This window comes from Idiomarina sp. X4 (assembly GCF_002808045.1).
Taxonomy (GTDB): Bacteria; Pseudomonadota; Gammaproteobacteria; order Enterobacterales; family Alteromonadaceae; genus Idiomarina.
This window is the reverse complement of record NZ_CP025000.1, coordinates 1,913,180-1,929,358: the sequence shown is the minus strand read 5'-3', so window position 1 is coordinate 1,929,358 and position 16,179 is coordinate 1,913,180. Positions and strand designations below refer to the sequence as shown.

The following is a 16,179-nucleotide window of genomic DNA, read 5'->3' as shown; positions in this document are numbered from 1 at the left end:
TTTTACCTTAAAACACAAATGAGTGCCTAGTTCAGCACAACAAAGTTTGGGGATGTTCGTAAATAACAGTAAACTATGCAGTAACTTTTTTGTTGATAGGAAGGATTTTACGTCGCTATGGCGCAATATATCTATTCAATGTCTCAGGTGAGCAAAGTAGTGCCACCTAAGAAAACCATCTTAAAAGATATTTCTCTGTCGTTTTTTCCAGGGGCCAAAATTGGTGTTCTGGGTGTTAACGGTGCCGGTAAGTCGACCCTGCTCCGCATTATGGCGGGTGTTGATACAGAGTATGAAGGTGAAGCTCGCGCATTATCAGGGACTCAAATTGGTTACCTGCCACAGGAGCCTGAGCTCGATGAAAGCAAAACGGTCAAAGAAACGGTTGAAGAGGCTGTTACAGACGTAAAAGAAGCGCTGGGTCGCCTCGATGAAATTTACGCGGCCTACGCTGATGAGAATGCTGATTTCGACGCGCTGTCGAAAGAACAAGGCGAACTGGAAGCACTGTTGCAAGCCAAAGACGGTCACAACATTGAAAATATTCTGGAACGCGCAGCAGATGCTTTACGCCTTCCTGAATGGGACGCCAAAATCGGCAACCTGTCGGGTGGTGAGCGACGCCGTGTGGCTATTTGTCGTTTACTGTTATCTAAGCCGGACATGCTGCTGTTAGACGAGCCTACCAACCACCTTGATGCAGAGTCGGTTGCTTGGCTAGAGCGTTTCTTGCACGATTACACGGGGACCGTGGTTGCCATTACCCACGACCGTTACTTCCTCGATAACGTTGCAGGTTGGATCCTTGAACTTGACCGTGGCTATGGTATTCCATGGGAAGGTAACTACTCTTCCTGGCTGGAACAGAAAGAAAAACGCCTGGAGCAGGAAGAACGTGCTGAGAAAGCTCGCCAGCGCACGATTAAACAAGAACTTGAGTGGGTACGCACTAACCCGAAAGGACGCCAGGCGAAAAGCAAGGCGCGCCTTAACCGCTTTGAAGAACTGCAAAGTGGCGACTATCAGAAACGTAACGAAACCAACGAGTTGTTTATTCCGCCAGGCCCTCGTCTGGGTGACAAGGTTATTGAAGTTAATGGTATTAGCAAATCTTACGAAAAGCGCCAGCTTATCGACAACCTAAGCTTCAGTGTTCCTAAAGGGGCTATTGTCGGTATTATTGGTCCTAACGGTGCGGGTAAATCCACCTTATTCCGCATGATAAGCGGCGAAGAAAAGCCGGACAGCGGCTCTATCGAATTGGGTGAAACCGTACAATTGGCCAGTGTTGATCAGTTCCGTGACAACATGGATGACAAAAAAACCGTCTTTGAAGAAATTACTGACGGTAACGACATCCTGAAGATTGGTAACTTTGAAGTGAATGGCCGTGCCTATGTGGGTCGTTTTAACTTCCGCGGTACCGATCAGCAAAAACGCATTGGCGAATTATCGGGTGGTGAACGTAACCGAGTGCACTTAGCGAAGCTATTAAAGGCTGGCGGTAACGTGCTGCTTCTCGATGAGCCAACCAACGACTTAGACGTTGAAACCCTGCGAGCACTTGAAGAAGCTATTCTTGAGTTCCCGGGCTCTGTGATGGTTATCTCGCACGACCGTTGGTTCCTTGACCGCATTGCCACGCATATTCTGGATTACCGTGACGAAGGCGAAGTGGTCTTCTACGAAGGTAACTACAGCGATTACGAAGCTTATATGAAGGACAAATTCGGTGAACAGGCAATGGAGCCGCACCGTATTAAATATAAGCCTATTGGCTAATAACCGTTATAAGGGGCGAGGCTGCCAGGCTACGCCCCTTTTATTGCAAATCCAGTCCGCATGGATCCCAAAAGTGGCCGCCAAATTCTCTTTGGTTAACACCTCAAAGGGTTGTCCATTGCAAACTAGCCTGCCTTTATCCAGCAAGACTAATTCATCACAATATTCAGCCGCCTGTGGGATATCGTGAATGGCCATCATTACTAACCGCCCCTTCTCGCTTTGTTTTTTAAGTAGCTGCAACACATTAAGTTGATGGTAGATATCCAGAGCATTAGTTGGCTCATCACAAAGTAACAGCTCGGGCTCAGAAACAAGTGCTCTGGCCAGCAAAACCCGCTGTAACTCACCTCGCGATAGTCGTTGAATCGAGTGACCAGTAAATTCAGAAAGATTAAGCGTTTCACTCGTTTTTTCAATACGCCGCTGTCGCTCTGAGCTAGGAAGTCGCTTCTTTAAAAGGCCAATGTCGATAATCTCTTCTATGGTCAGATCCCACTGTGGAGTATCGTCTTGAGCCATATACGACAACGTATTTGCCCTTTCATTATCATTCATGGCTGACAGCGATTGTCTATTCCATAAAAGCGCCCCCGAGGCCGCTTCAACCCCGGCTATTGCTTTTAACAGCGAGCTTTTACCAGCGCCATTGGGGCCTATCAGACCGATTAATTTGCCGCTATCAAGAGACAACCCGACATTGCTCAGCCTTGGTCGATTAATGCCTTTCAAGCTCACATTATCTATGGTTAGCACTGTATTTATCCTATCGCATGCCGCGCTTTCTGCCTTACCAACAGAAAAATGAGTAAGGGCGCCCCAATAACCGCAGCAACTACCCCCAGCGGTAACTCTCGTCCTACACTAATTAGGCGCACAAAAATATCAATTGATAACACCAGGAAGGCCCCGGTTAACGCGCTCATAAACAAAACTTGTTTGGGGTGGCCAAGTCCCAAGAGCCTTACCACATGGGGTGCAAGCAAGCCCACAAAACCAATAATACCAACGCTAACGACGCTACTTCCTGTCAGTAATGCCACAGCAATCAATACCAGATTGCGTCTTGTCGGGTAGCTATACCCCATACTGACAACGGTTTCTTCGGAAAAAGTGAGTGCGGTTAAGAAACGCGTTTGAGTCAACACCAACACTGCGCCGGCAAAGGCAAGTGGCAGCATCAACATAACGTGTGACCAGCCTCTGTTTGCCAGGCTTCCTAAAGTCCACTGACTCCATTCCTGAAAAGCAAATGGATTGGGAGCTAAATACAACAGCAGTGCCATTGCAGCACCCGCCAATGAGGAAATCGCAACCCCCGCTAAAATGACCCGGTTAACGTCAGCATATCGTCCCGCCATCACCACTACGACAATAATAGCGGCCAAGCCACCAGCCAATGCAATAAAGGGTAACAACCAGGAAAAAGTGGGCAGCAAGCCAAAGTACAGTACAGCCACCGTCGTTAAAGCTGCGCCAGCCGATACACCAGTAAGTCCTGGCTCTGCCAGTGGATTTCTGAGTAACAACTGCATGGCTGATCCTGCCAGTCCAAGCGCTGCGCCGTTAACAAGCGCAAGTACCAGCCTTGGAAGTCGAATATCGACTAAAATGGTGCGTTGATACGCTGACAAGGTGTCGCTTTGCCACCAATCCAAAAGTGTGATTCCGCTGCTGCCTTGTGATAAGTGCCATGAGGAAATTGCCATAATGCCGGTAGTGAGCACTAACACCCATTTCATTAACCTACTCACGGTTACGTCTCCTGTGACCAAGCGCTTCGACATACCTCGTTGCATTCACGACTGGGCATGACGACGTTTCATGGGGAATGAAGTGGACTTTGTCTTGTTCCTCCATCCATCTGCGTACTACGGGGTGATGCCGCCATATATTGGCCAGAGCAAAGTCAGCTGACTCGGCGTCATCCGTGAAACCTTCCATAATGACCATGTCAGGCTGCCAGCTTATCAGTTGCTCTAAATCAATCGATACTAAGTCATAGCCGGCTGTAGACGCGAGATTTTGCCACCCCATTTTCCCGAACATAGTATCCGTCCAGCTACCTTTTCCCCAGCTATACTGATTCGGCATAATAACAATTGCCGATTGGCTGTCAGCTTGCGACTTAAGCGCTATTTGCAGCTTATTTTTATGTTGTTCTACTTTTTCAGAATACCCCGTTTGAGCTGACATAATAGACAACCACTGCTCATAAGCCTTCCAGTTCCGGGGTTGCGGCAAAACGACAACATCCACATAATTCTTCAACGCCTCAACCAACCTCGGTTGGTTAAACTCCGTCGCAAAAACCTTCGTTGGCCTTAAGGACAAAATGCTTTCCAGAGTACCGTTATGCCTTTTGATACCGGACAGTTCATGCTCTTTATGCAACCTGGTGATACCTATCAGTTCACCGTGTTCACTCCAGCGAGCCAGTGCAATATCGATACACTGGTTGAGTGAAACCCAGCGCTTTTCATTCTCAGCCTGAGCCGGTAGCGTTACCAACGCTATAAGCAGCGCGCTTAGGGCAATAAATTTAAATAACATCCAACGCCTGTTGCAGGTTTTTCACACCAATAACTTCCATACCTTCCGGCGCCGTTTTAGGCTTATTAGCGATAGGCACTACCGCTTTTTTAAACCCATGCTTGGCCGCTTCGTTTAACCGCTCCAGACCGTTTGGCACAGGACGAATTTCTCCAGCTAAGCCAACCTCACCGAAAGCCACTAACTCTCTGGGCAAAGGATCGCCTTTAAAGCTCGATACAATCGCCAGCAGTAACGCCAAATCAGCTGATGTCTCTGCCACTTTTACCCCACCAACCACATTAACGAAAACATCCTGGTCGGATACCTGCAAACCGCCATGACCACCGAGCCGTTTCCTTGCTCTTCAGCTCGCTGTAGGAATATTGCTGAGGGGTTTGATACCTCTTTAAGGCCTCCTCCCGTCATGGCAAACACGCCTAATTCGTTTACCGCACCGAAACGGTTTTTAGTGCCTCGGAGGGTTCGATAACGTGAATCGGAAGAGCCATCCAAAATAACGGAACAATCGATACAATGCTCCAGCACCTTGGGGCCTGCCAAAGACCCCTCTTTAGTCACATGCCCTACCATGATAATGGCGACGTTCTTTTGCTTCGCATAACGCGTCAAATAAGCGGCAGCTTCGCGTACCTGAGATACACTGCCCGGTGCTGACTGGATATCCGCTAAGTGCATTACCTGTATTGAGTCGATAACCATAATGGCTGGCTTTTCTTTGTCAGCCAGCTGGCAAATGGTTTCCACAGAGGTTTCTGACAGCATTCGTAATTTATTAGTCGGCAAATTCAGGCGCTGTGCTCGCATGGCAACCTGCTGTAACGACTCTTCCCCGGTCACGTACAATGCAGGCATTTTCTCGGCGAGTTGGCAGAGCGTTTGTAACAATAGAGTACTTTTCCCGGCTCCGGGCGAGCCACCAATTAAAATAGCCGAGCCCGGTACAACGCCACCACCCAACACTCGGTCGAACTCTTTAAAGCCAGAGCTAAAGCGCGGCACTTCCTGCAGATCAACCTCATTAAGCGTTTGCACTTTGCTTTCAGTCATTCCCGCAAACCCCTGACGCGCGACTGCCGGAGAAGCAGGTTTTGATGCCAGACGAACTTCGGTTAAGGTATTCCATGCTTTACATTCTGTGCACTGCCCTAACCAACGAGGGAAGTCTGCTCCACAGTCGCTACACACGTATGCCGTTTTTGCTTTTGCCATTAATCTGCTTCTCGTTTTAATATGAGGTAATATTCAAGAATAACGAATAAAAATGGATCTTGATGCCAAACTCTTATTTTGACCAATTAATTGAACAGTTGAAACCCGTTATTTACGATTCTGATTTCGACGCTATTTTCCAGACCTTAACCAAAGATCTGGACGGTCCCACTCGTTTCAAATTAAAAATGGAGCTTAACCGACTTGCTGCACCTTGTCGTCGAACAGTTGATTTACGGAATCAAATCGATGACGAATGTTTTCCTTATGAGCATCAAGGCCGTCGGCATCAATTGGACAGCGTTGCTATCGAGATCTTTGAAAAAGGCCTGGAGACCTACAAAGGCGTATTTACTCAAGACACATTTGAACAAATTCTTGACGCCGATAATCAACTACGTCGTGCCCAGGAGGAAGAGCGAGCTTATGCACAAAGCCTTGCGTCTCAAAATGCTGAGCCGGTAAGCGGCCAGTCGCCATTCAGAGATGAGTCTAACGAGCCCTATTCCTATTTAGCCGAGACTTTCCATTTTGGTCGTTATCCGTATCGCTCAGAAGAGCGCATGAATTTTACCATAGATGTTCTGTTAACCGACGCTGACGAGCAGCAGTTTAAAGGGGTTACCGCCGACATATCCATTACCGGTATGCGCATACGGCTGGACGAACCACGAGACATTAAGACGCAAGATCAACTAGAGCTGTCCTTTGTCGGCTTAGCCAAAGAGTTCACAGTCGACCCTGAAATGCGCATTCCCTATGTCGTCGTTGGCGTACAGCAAGTTGACGGAAAGCAGTACATTAATTTAAATCGAGCGTCAGAGTTTCGCTCCGACGAACTTGACCGTTTCTTCCAGCGTTTCATTAATGGCTACAAAAAACGTTATCGCGTTAATATTGATAACACCTATGACAGTGTCATTAATAAAGGGTACGAGCAGTTTTTCTTACCGAGAACGCGGCAATTACCGGTTTACTTTTCAGAAGCAAACAAACGGCTCATTGCGGACTATGTGTTAACGACAGACAATAATCGTTTTGTTTTAGATACTTGGTTAAATGAGCTCAATCAAATTAGTTTCGGTTCAATATTTAATGTCCGGCGCAGTCAGCAGATTTTCGAACAGTTAGAGTCAGCCGGTACAGCACAGCTGATTATTTTGAGCTTTTCGATAACAGCGCGAGGCAAAATCTATCACTATTCAGCCACCGTCGATGAGTTAAAGCGAGCCGGGCTTTGGGATACCTATATTGCCTTTGGTCGTCAAAAAGCTTCCTGGCGAGTGTTTCAGGTTGACGTTCGTTCTTGCAATAGTGAGCTGGCCTGGCAACCACAAGCGGTTCCGGAGCATATAAAAGTCCCTTTTCGTATCAATCCTCCTTCAGTTGAGGTAAAGCAGGCAGTTAAGCCGCTGAAATACCTGGCGGCGGTTTCCGATGTTACCGCTTACGTTAATGATTTAACTGTTGGAGAAGTTAATAAGTCACAACTTCCTTCTTTAAAGGCCTTTGCACATCCGCCTGCGGTACCGTTAAGAACCAAAGAAGCGCGTTTAGAGTTCGTTAACCTGCGCAAAGAACGGCGCTTTAACTACCGCAGCCGTTGCCGCGTGAAAGCCGGTAAGTTTGTCAGAGATGCGATGATTATCGATCTCTCAATAAGTGGCTTACAGGTACAAATGGATACCCCAGCCAGTATCTCTGCAGGCGATACCGTCTATATCTCTATGACCGGCTTTTTAAAAACGTATAAAAAAGCCAAACTCAGCGAGCTGCCTTACCTTGTCGCATCAACCGACCGCGCAGGAACGACATTACGGCTAAAAGCGGATACAACCGCGGAGCCTCACCGGGGGTCTGACTTTATTCGCTTTCTGATACGTGAGCAACGAGATGTCTTAAAGCTACAAGTCGAAAACACATCCGTTAACGGTCTGCCGTTATGTTTAAGAAATTTATATTGTTATGCGCCAGCAGCGGTACCGGTGTTTTTTAATCGCTCAAAACAAAAAGCACTCTCAACTCGCCGGGTTGGCGTTTCTTCATGGACCTCCGGTTGGTTAAGTATTCTGAAGCGTTTACCCGGTAGCCGCGACACTATTATTAACTTACAACCACTGTTACGAGGAAATTCAGTAACTGAGGTGTTTGAGCCCAAACTCAAGTCCATGAAGCGTGATGCGTTTCCGGAGTCACTTCTGCTCCTTATTAGGCTTTATCGTCAAAATGGAGAGTACATTGTTCAAACTCAATGGTGTGAAACTCACGCTACCGACGATATCCATGGCTTTATTGATCAATGTTTGCCGAACTCGGTCTTTCGCGCTATTGCTATCAATTTATCAAGAGCCGGCAAGCCGGATATCCAATTTATTCAGGCAGAACTCGCGTATATGAGCTACTACGCGGCCTACAAAGCGGAAGACTTAGAAGAAGAACTATGGAAAATTTTCGGCGTTGCCGAAACTATCGATGTCACGTCCAGCTTACTCAGCTTCACACTGCCGGATTCGGCTTCCATTAACGAACAAGAAGAGCGGCTGGTTTCATGGTTAGATAAGCTTTGAACTCTCTAAACAGAAAAGAACCTGGCGCAAGTCAGGTTCATCAATACAATAATCCGCGATACGTTTTAATGACGGTTTAGCCTGATAAGCAATACCCACGGCAGCCCGTTCAAGCATCATAGCATCGTTGGCTCCGTCACCGACAGCGACCGTTTTAGACATCGGAATATTCCACTTGTTTGCTAAGTCCTGCAGGGAGCTGGCTTTGATGCGGGCATCGACTATATCACCCAAAACCCGTCCTGTGAGAAGCCCGTCACTCACTTCTAGTTGATTCGCAATAACGGCATCCGCCTGAAGTTCAACAGCCAGCCTGTCGGCAAACCAAGTGAAGCCTCCTGAAACAATTGCACGCTGCCATCCTTTTTCTTTTAAGGTGGAGAACAATTCTTTTGCTCCTGGATGCAAAGGAATAGGGTTAAATAGCGCCTGAAGTGACGACTCACTAACGCCCTTAAGACAAGCCACCCTCTGGCGTAACGACTCACTGAAATCCAGTTTTCCTTCCATCGCCGCTTTTGTTATGCCTGCAACTTTAGTATAACAATCATTGAGTCGAGCAATTTCATCGATACACTCAATACCAATTAGGGTAGAATCCATATCGAAAACGATTAAACCAGACGGATACTTCATGAATCAAAAACTCCTGAATCTGTGCTATGCGTACTCAACAAAATAATCTCTGGCAACCACTTAAAAGCTGGTTGTTGAAGGATACAACTCGCGCTTTTATGCACATTGCGACCAAACGCGCTTTGCGACTGGGTGCTGCGGCAGGTTTGCTATTTATTATTATTAACGTCTGGAATATTGCCAGTGTTCAGTCACAGCAGCAACTTTTTAACCAAACCCAATCAATTACCGAACTGCTAATGCAGCAAGTTGAGCACGAAGCACATCATTGGGTTGAACAACGAGAAACCGACAAATTGCAGCAATTGGTTGACTATGTAACCAGCCAGCCACATGTGTTGTCTGCGGTTATTCGCGATCGCTTTGGTGAAGACATGGTCACATCAGGGGCGGCGACATCTATCATCGACTGGCCGGCAACCAGTTTAAAGGCGGATCCCTGGATACTGATCGAAGAAATCAACGAAGAGCAACATATCAGTGGCTATATCCAGGTAGTATTTGATAAAAGCACTTTGTTAGCCCAAAGCAGACAAGCGCACGACGGCCTAATGCAGCAAGGCAAAGTACTGCTGTTGCTCGCCATGCTAGCGGGCGTGTTTATTATGCTGGGTTTTAACCGAATACGAGACCGTTACTGGCAGAAATAGGCACTACTTTCGATATTAGCTTTAGCTAAACAGCTCGACACTGTTCTGCCATAACTGTGACGCCAGCGCTTCCTTATCAGTGCTTTTTAATTCAGCTAAAGCTTCTAATACAAGGGCCACTCGATAAGGCTCATTTCTCTGTCCTTGATACCCGGACAGCGGCATATCGGGTGAATCGGTTTCGAGTACCAGGCTTTCTATCGGTACTTCTTGGATAGCCTGCCTAGTTTTTTGTGCACGGTCGTAAGTGATCACTCCCCCCACACCGAGCTTATAGCCTTGCTCAACAAACTTCATCGCCTGTTGATGGCTGCCGCTAAACGCATGAATAACACCTCGCTCAGGCCCGTACTTCTTAATATCGGCATGAGTACGGTCGAGCGTTTTACGGTGGTGAATAATAACCGGTAGTTTCAACTGCTTTGCCAGCTCAAGCTGACGAATGAAAAGCGTATGTTGCTTGTCATAGTCCGGGCAGGTTTTATCAAGACCAATTTCTCCTACCGCTTTTACCTGCCCCTTTTTCTGCTCCAGCGTCCTCTCCAGCACTTCGATATCGCTGATGTCGTGCTCTTCAATAAACCAGGGATGCAAACCCAGTGCATAAGACCAACTAGTGTTCTTACTTGCTAAAGATGACAGTTTCTCCCACTGGTTTCGTGTCACCCCAGGCACCATAAATCGCTTTACGCCAGCTTCACTGGCTCTTTCCAGCACCGCCTCTCTATCCTTATCAAAGGCATCAAAATCGAGGTGACAGTGCGTATCAAAGAGCCGCATAATAGCTATCAGTGCTCGCGTGTATGGGTAAAGGTGATATCAGGGTAGCGCTCTTCAGCCAAACTTAAGTTCACCATAGTCGGCGCTATGTAGGTTAAGTTATCACCGCCATCTAGCGCCAAATTCGATTCTGCTTTTCGACGGAATTCATCCAGCTTTTTCTCGTCTTTCGACATAACCCAACGTGCTGTAGCGACATTAATGTTTTCGTAAATGGCTTCCACTTTGTATTCGGTTTTCAAACGATGAACCACAACATCAAACTGCAGCACACCTACCGCTCCAACAATAAGGTCATTACTGATAAGCGGCCGAAATACCTGCACAGCACCTTCCTCTGATAGCTGAACCAAGCCTTTTAGCAGTTGCTTTTGCTTAAGAGGATCTTTCAAGCGAATGCGACGGAATAGCTCCGGTGCAAAGTTTGGAATACCACTAAATTTAAACTCCTCACCGGCTGTGAAGGTGTCGCCTATTTGGATAGTACCGTGGTTATGCAGACCAATAATATCGCCAGGGAAAGCCTCTTCAACATGCGAACGGTCGCCCGCCAGGAAGGTCAGTGCATCGCTGATTCGAACATCCTTGCCGGTGCGAACTTGCCGCATTTTCATGCCTTTTTCATATTTACCCGACACAATTCGCAAAAACGCTACTCGGTCACGGTGCTTCGGATCCATATTCGCCTGGATCTTAAAAATAAATCCTGAAAAGTTTTTATTATCAGCCTCGACAAAGCTACCCTCATCTGTCTCACGAGATTGTGGTTTAGGCGCCCAGTCAACAAGCCCATCCAGCATATGATCAACGCCGAAGTTTCCAAGTGCGGTACCGAAAAACACCGGTGTTAACTCGCCTGCTAAGAACATTTCTAAGTCAAAAGAATTTGATGCTCCCTCAACCAGCTCAATTTGTTCCCGCAATTCTTCAGCCCATACGCCTAGACGTTCATCAAGCTCAGGGTTGTCTAGACCTTTTATAATATCTTCTTCCTGAATTCGGTGCCCTTGCCCTGTTTTATAGAGAATGACTTCGTCACGCAGTAAATGGTAAACGCCTTTAAAGTTTTTACCTGATCCAATTGGCCAGGTGATAGGCGCGCACATAATCTTGAGAACATCCTCGACTTCATCCAACAGCTCTAAAGGATCGCGAATATCACGGTCGAGCTTGTTCATGAAAGTCAAAATTGGCGTATCTCTTAAGCGAGTGACTTCCATCAGCTTAATAGTTCTGTCTTCAACACCTTTTGCGCCATCAATAACCATTAAACAAGAGTCCACCGCTGTTAACGTTCGGTAAGTGTCCTCAGAGAAATCCGCGTGTCCTGGTGTATCTAATAAGTTAACCAACGCTTCATTATAAGGGAATTGCATGACGGAGGTCGTAACAGATATACCCCGTTCCTGCTCCATTTCCATCCAGTCTGACTTGGCGTGTTGACCTGATTTTTTCCCCTTAACGGTACCGGCTTTCTGAATTTGGTGGCCGTGTAAAAGCACTTTTTCCGTAATCGTGGTTTTACCCGCATCCGGGTGAGAAATAATGGCGAATGTACGTCGTTTTTCGACTTCTTCGTGTAACTTTGCGTCAGACATTAACAGCACTCAATTTCGATTAATAATGAATAGCGCTTATTTTCGCTTATCTGCCGCCGATACACAAATTAAGGATAACTAACACAACCTTAAACACTTTCCACAAATGTCTAACAGATAAGTTGTTTAGCGTGTACTAAAATAGACAAGTTAACGTCATAAACAAGGGTCCTTAACAATGAGACTGACCATAAAAGCTAAAGTACTCTCTCTAGCGCTCATTCCGCCACTGCTTATAGCCATTTTTCTGACCTGGTATAACTTGTCGCAATCGACACAAGTTGTCCAAAACGCTGTATCAGACTTTAAGTCGCAAATGGAAACAGATGCCCGTGAAGAGGTTCGCAATTATTTGCAACTGGCGATGAGCTCTATAGAGCATTTAGTTAAAAACGACTCTTTAGGCTCTTTGCAAGAGCGCCAGGAACGTGCCAAACAAATTTTGCGACAGCTGCGTTTTGATGACTCGGGCGACGTCGGTTATGTCTTTGTTTATGATGACGAAGGGAAAAGCGTCGCCCACGGCGTGAATCAGTCTCTGGAAGGTAAAAACCTATACAATTTTCAAGACCCAAACGGTGTTTTTCTCATCCAAGAGCTTATCGAAGCGGCTGAGAGTGGCGGAGGTTTCGTCGAATACGACTGGGAAAACACCAGTGGTCAGGTGAACCCCAAATTAGGATATGCCGATATGCTGGCAGAATGGGGCTGGGTTATCGGTACCGGCTTCTGGACCGCCAGCTTACAAGAGCAAACAAAAATTATTGAAAGTAACGTTGACGATGCCCTGGCAGAGTCAGCCGCAAGCACCATCATCGCATCCATTATTGTGCTGCTTATCATTGCCGCCCTCGCACTGTTTGTCGTGAAAGGAATTACAGGACCATTGAAACGTGCATTAGATGCAATGGATCAAATTGCTAAAGGCGACGGCGACCTAACCCAACGTCTAGATACCGACAGCAATGATGAAATGTCAGAGCTTGGCCAGGCCTTTAATAACTTTGCTGACCAAGTCTCCGATATGGTAGCCAATATCCGGGCGTCGGCGACATCGGTTACTCACTCAACTCAACGCTTAGACGGCGTGCTCTCTGAAGCTCGTAACGGTGTTAACGAACAACAGGAGGAAAGTGAGCAGGTTGCGACCGCTATTAATGAACTGGCGACAGCGTCGCAGGAAGTTGCCCGCAGCGCAAGTGAAGCGTCAAGCGCTGCTGAGCAAGCAGAAGAGCTTGTGCACTCAGCCAACCACCTGTTAACTAAAGCTGTTAATGTCATCCATGGTCTTGCTGAGAAAGTCGAGGACGGCTCAGCAGAGGTTGAAAAGCTTAGTGAGCACTCGGCTGAGATTGGTTCGGTACTGGATGTTATTCGTGCCATTGCTGAGCAAACCAATTTGCTGGCTTTAAACGCTGCTATTGAGTCGGCCCGTGCCGGTGAAGCTGGCCGTGGCTTCGCGGTTGTTGCTGACGAAGTTCGGACGCTGGCTAAACGCACGCAAGACAGCACTCATGAAATTGAAAGTATGATTGAACAGCTGCAAAGTGGCAGCAAACAGGTTTCAGAAGTGATGTCAGCCATTAAGCAAGGCAGTGAAACCAGTGTTGCCGAAGCCGCAGAAGTCGAAACGGCGCTGGCTCAGGTACTGGAAGCCGTCAACACAATTAATAGTCAAAATGCTCAAATTGCAACGGCAGCAGAAGAGCAGACTTCAGTTTCAGAAACCATAAACGAAAACATGACCAAAATTGTTGATATCGCAAAACAAACTGCCAGCGGGACTCAACAAGCTGGCGACCATATGCGTGAACTGACAGATACCGCTTATCAGCTTGAAGATAATGTAAAACGCTATCGTATTGACTAAATGTCGATAGCTGTGCCCTCGTCCATAGGCGATAACCGAAACCAGCGGCAGAGTGTTTGACCTAAATCGGCAAAGCTTTGTCGTTCGCCATGATTCTTTGGCACGACCTTGCTCCCCGATAGCAACAATGGAACGTATTCTCGCGTATGGTCGCTACCCGGCCAAGTTGGGTCGCAGCCATGATCAGCCGTTAGCACAAGCAAGTCATCTTCTTTCATTGCGCTGATGACTTTCGGTAACCATTGGTCAAAATGTTCAAGCTCTTGCGCATACCCTTCTGCGTTTCGCCTGTGCCCATACAGTGTGTCAAAGTCAACTAAATTGGTGAAAATAAGGGTGTTGTCATCCGCGGTGTCCATTGCTTTTAACGTTTCGTCCATTAACTCAGATAAGTCTTTTCCTTTAAACGACTGACTGATACCACTATGCGCAAAGATATCTGAAATTTTACCAATGCCAATGACCTGTCCCCCGGCACTTTCTAATTTGTTCAATACCGTCGGCTTAGGAGGCAACACCGAATAATCTTTACGATTAGCCGTTCTGACAAAATTATCGGGCGTTTCCCCGACAAACGGCCGCGCTATAACACGGCCAATATTATAATCGTCCAGCAACTCTCGCACTTGCTCACACAGTTTATAAAGGCGCTCAAGGCCAAAATGCTCTTCGTGTGCGGCTATTTGAAACACGGAGTCTGCAGAGGTGTAAAATATGGGAGCGCCAGTTTCAATATGCTTTTGACCAAGCCGCTGAATAATCTCAGTGCCAGAGGCATGACAGTTGCCCAAAATGTCCGGTATACCCGATTGCTCTTGAATATTTTGCAGTAAGTCTTTTGGAAAGCTGTTCTCTTTATCAGTGAAGTATCCCCAGTCAAAGTGGACCGGTACGCCCATCAATTCCCAATGACCTGACGGCGTATCTTTACCGGATGACACCTCTGCCGCCCACGCAAATGCGCCTTCGGTTTCACATTCATGAATACCATCTGCGTATTGCCCAACAGCGCCTCGGTGAGCCTCACCAAGCCCTAACTTAAGCAGGTTCGGTATATTGAATGCGGCGCCTGATTGCTTACGTTTTTCAGCGATATGACCAAATGTATCTGCTCCAAGGTCGCCAAACTTGTCAGCGTCAGGAGCCGCTCCGATACCTAAAGAATCTAAAACAATCACGATTGATCTGGCCATAAAGGTTACCTTGTCAGCCGTTCGTAAATTACTGGGTTCGGCGCCGGTGCAGTTTCAGTAAATGTCATAGCGGATAAAAACATCTCTCTAGCTATGTCGACTTTGCGTCTGTCATTACCACAAATCCAGGCTACCGGCTGCCCTTTACTTAACTGAGTTCCCAGAGGAATAATATGCTTAATACCAACACTTAAGTCTAATTTGTCATCCGCTTTACGACGACCACCTCCTAACTGCACTACCGCCATGCCTATCGACCTCGTATCATACTCACTTAAGTACATGTCCAAGTGCTTATCAGGAGCATAAACAGGCTCTATGATTTTTGCCTCAGATAAGTAATGTTCGGGTCGCTCGATAAAGTCTGCGGGACCGTTGAGTAACCGCACCATTTCAGCGAATCGCTCAGCTGCAGAGCCTGTATCCAACGCTTTAATGGCTCTGTGTTTTGCGTCGTCCTGGCTTTTTGCTAGCCCTCCGGACAACAGTGACTCAGCAGCCAACGCCAGAGTGACTTCATGAAGCCGCGCATCTCGGTGCCGCCCAGTTAAATAATCAACCGCCAGTTTCACTTCCAGCGCATTACCTGCCGTCGATGCTAAAGGTTCATTCATATCGGTCACCAAAGCGGATGTCGATACACCGAGCTGTCCGCCGACACTGACAATTTTCCTGGCCAGCTCCAGCGATTGCGCATGACTTGGCATGAAAGCACCGTTGCCCGACTTTACGTCCATGACCAACCCGTCAAGACCTTCAGATAGCTTCTTTGACAAAATGGAAGCGGTAATCAGCGGAATCGACTCAACGGTGGCCGTTATATCCCGGGTAGCATAAAATCGCCTGTCGGCTGGCGCCAAGTTACCGGTTTGTCCGATAATGGCGACGCCGGCTTTCTTCACGACGTTTTTAAACGTGTCATTATCCGGTGTCGATTGATAGCCTGGAATCGAATCGAGTTTGTCTAAAGTGCCGCCGGTGTGTCCTAAACCACGCCCTGAAATCATCGGCACATAACCGCCGCAAGCAGCAATAATAGGTCCCAACATTAAGCTGACAACGTCACCAATGCCGCCTGTCGAATGCTTATCCAAAATAGGACCATCAAACTCTGACCTCGGCCAACTCAGAACATCTCCTGAGTCTCGCATAGCCTTAGTCAGGTTCAATGTTTCATCAGCATTCATGCCATTAAAATAAATAGCCATTGCCAGTGCAGCGATTTGCCCTTCACTAACGCTATCGTCGCAAATGCCGTTAACGAACTGATGAATCTCCCACTCAGTCAATTGAAGAGCATCACGCTTTTTTCGAATACTATCTTGCGGCAAATACATG

At 47.2% G+C, this 16,179-nt stretch carries 12 protein-coding genes and 1 pseudogene; 4 read left to right on the top strand and 9 right to left on the bottom strand.

Annotation, left to right across the window (positions count from 1 at the left end; all coding sequences use genetic code 11):
* The first annotated feature begins 117 nt into the window (after positions 1–117).
* Positions 118–1,782 (top strand): energy-dependent translational throttle protein EttA, encoded by a 1,665-nt coding sequence (gene ettA, locus CWC33_RS09250; protein ID WP_100691686.1) that lies wholly within the window; start codon positions 118–120, stop codon positions 1,780–1,782.
* Between the two features lie 6 nt (positions 1,783–1,788).
* On the opposite strand, the gene CWC33_RS09245 is transcribed toward ettA, so the two are convergent.
* The 4 genes and pseudogenes from CWC33_RS09245 to radA all read right to left on the bottom strand — a co-directional run bounded on the left by CWC33_RS09245 (position 1,789) and on the right by radA (position 5,547).
* Entirely contained in the window at positions 1,789–2,538 is a 750-nt protein-coding gene (locus tag CWC33_RS09245) for an ABC transporter ATP-binding protein (protein WP_157803488.1), read from the bottom strand.
* Between the two features lie 5 nt (positions 2,539–2,543).
* On the bottom strand, positions 2,544–3,536 hold the full coding sequence (locus tag CWC33_RS09240; protein WP_157803487.1) for a FecCD family ABC transporter permease: 993 nt from the start codon (positions 3,534–3,536) through the stop codon (positions 2,544–2,546).
* The gene (locus tag CWC33_RS09235; RefSeq protein ID WP_100691683.1) at positions 3,529–4,335 is read right to left on the bottom strand and encodes an ABC transporter substrate-binding protein; all 807 of its coding nucleotides are present in this window, start codon (positions 4,333–4,335) and stop codon (positions 3,529–3,531) included. The genes CWC33_RS09240 and CWC33_RS09235 overlap by 8 nt, the downstream gene beginning before the upstream one ends.
* Positions 4,325–5,547 (bottom strand): annotated as a pseudogene (gene radA / locus CWC33_RS09230) (DNA repair protein RadA). Before radA ends, CWC33_RS09235 begins: the two are co-directional and overlap by 11 nt.
* Positions 5,548–5,609: 62 nt before the next feature.
* Between radA and CWC33_RS09225 the strand changes: the two are divergent.
* Positions 5,610–8,114, top strand: a complete 2,505-nt coding sequence (locus CWC33_RS09225; RefSeq protein WP_100691682.1) for a PilZ domain-containing protein — start codon at positions 5,610–5,612, stop codon at positions 8,112–8,114.
* On the opposite strand, the gene serB is transcribed toward CWC33_RS09225, so the two are convergent.
* On the bottom strand, positions 8,100–8,750 hold the full coding sequence (gene serB / locus CWC33_RS09220) for a phosphoserine phosphatase SerB (protein WP_100691681.1): 651 nt from the start codon (positions 8,748–8,750) through the stop codon (positions 8,100–8,102). The two genes, CWC33_RS09225 and serB, sit on opposite strands and share 15 nt — an antisense overlap.
* Positions 8,751–8,776: 26 nt before the next feature.
* Here serB and CWC33_RS09215 point away from each other — a divergent pair, with 26 nt between their 5' ends.
* Entirely contained in the window at positions 8,777–9,400 is a 624-nt protein-coding gene (locus CWC33_RS09215) for a YtjB family periplasmic protein (RefSeq protein WP_232709784.1), read from the top strand.
* 21 nt (positions 9,401–9,421) lie between these two features.
* Here CWC33_RS09215 and CWC33_RS09210 read toward each other — a convergent pair whose 3' ends face one another.
* Positions 9,422–10,180 carry a TatD family hydrolase gene (locus CWC33_RS09210; protein WP_232709783.1) on the bottom strand — a complete coding sequence of 253 codons (759 nt, stop codon included), beginning with the start codon at positions 10,178–10,180 and terminating at the stop codon, positions 9,422–9,424.
* A gap of 8 nt (positions 10,181–10,188) precedes the next feature.
* Positions 10,189–11,778: a peptide chain release factor 3 gene (gene prfC, locus CWC33_RS09205; RefSeq protein WP_100691679.1), complete on the bottom strand. Its 1,590-nt coding sequence runs from the start codon at positions 11,776–11,778 to the stop codon at positions 10,189–10,191.
* Between the two features lie 178 nt (positions 11,779–11,956).
* Between prfC and CWC33_RS09200 the strand changes: the two genes are divergently transcribed.
* On the top strand, positions 11,957–13,648 hold the full coding sequence (locus CWC33_RS09200; RefSeq protein WP_100691678.1) for a methyl-accepting chemotaxis protein: 1,692 nt from the start codon (positions 11,957–11,959) through the stop codon (positions 13,646–13,648).
* Here the strand turns inward: CWC33_RS09200 and CWC33_RS09195 are convergent.
* Together CWC33_RS09195 and deoA are read right to left on the bottom strand one after the other, a co-directional pair.
* Complete coding sequence (locus CWC33_RS09195; protein WP_100691677.1) at positions 13,645–14,841, bottom strand: phosphopentomutase; 1,197 nt, start codon at positions 14,839–14,841, stop codon at positions 13,645–13,647. The genes CWC33_RS09200 and CWC33_RS09195 overlap by 4 nt on opposite strands.
* Before the next feature lie 5 nt (positions 14,842–14,846).
* Complete coding sequence (gene deoA, locus CWC33_RS09190) at positions 14,847–16,178, bottom strand: thymidine phosphorylase (RefSeq protein WP_100691676.1); 1,332 nt, start codon at positions 16,176–16,178, stop codon at positions 14,847–14,849.
* Position 16,179: the final 1 nt, after the last annotated feature.

Bases quoted from the DNA above. Each gene is read 5' to 3' on its own strand.
- deoA (WP_100691676.1), bottom strand. From the start codon at position 16,178: ATGTATTTGCCGCAAGATAGTATTCGAAAAAAGCGTGATGCTCTTCAA.
- CWC33_RS09200 (WP_100691678.1), top strand. From the start codon at position 11,957: ATGAGACTGACCATAAAAGCTAAAGTACTCTCTCTAGCGCTCATTCCG.
- prfC (WP_100691679.1), bottom strand. From the start codon at position 11,778: ATGTCTGACGCAAAGTTACACGAAGAAGTCGAAAAACGACGTACATTC.
- CWC33_RS09225 (WP_100691682.1), top strand. From the start codon at position 5,610: ATGCCAAACTCTTATTTTGACCAATTAATTGAACAGTTGAAACCCGTT.
- serB (WP_100691681.1), bottom strand. From the start codon at position 8,750: ATGAAGTATCCGTCTGGTTTAATCGTTTTCGATATGGATTCTACCCTA.
- CWC33_RS09235 (WP_100691683.1), bottom strand. From the start codon at position 4,335: ATGTTATTTAAATTTATTGCCCTAAGCGCGCTGCTTATAGCGTTGGTA.
- ettA (WP_100691686.1), top strand. From the start codon at position 118: ATGGCGCAATATATCTATTCAATGTCTCAGGTGAGCAAAGTAGTGCCA.
- CWC33_RS09195 (WP_100691677.1), bottom strand. From the start codon at position 14,841: ATGGCCAGATCAATCGTGATTGTTTTAGATTCTTTAGGTATCGGAGCG.
- CWC33_RS09210 (WP_232709783.1), bottom strand. From the start codon at position 10,180: ATGCGGCTCTTTGATACGCACTGTCACCTCGATTTTGATGCCTTTGAT.
- CWC33_RS09215 (WP_232709784.1), top strand. From the start codon at position 8,777: ATGCGTACTCAACAAAATAATCTCTGGCAACCACTTAAAAGCTGGTTG.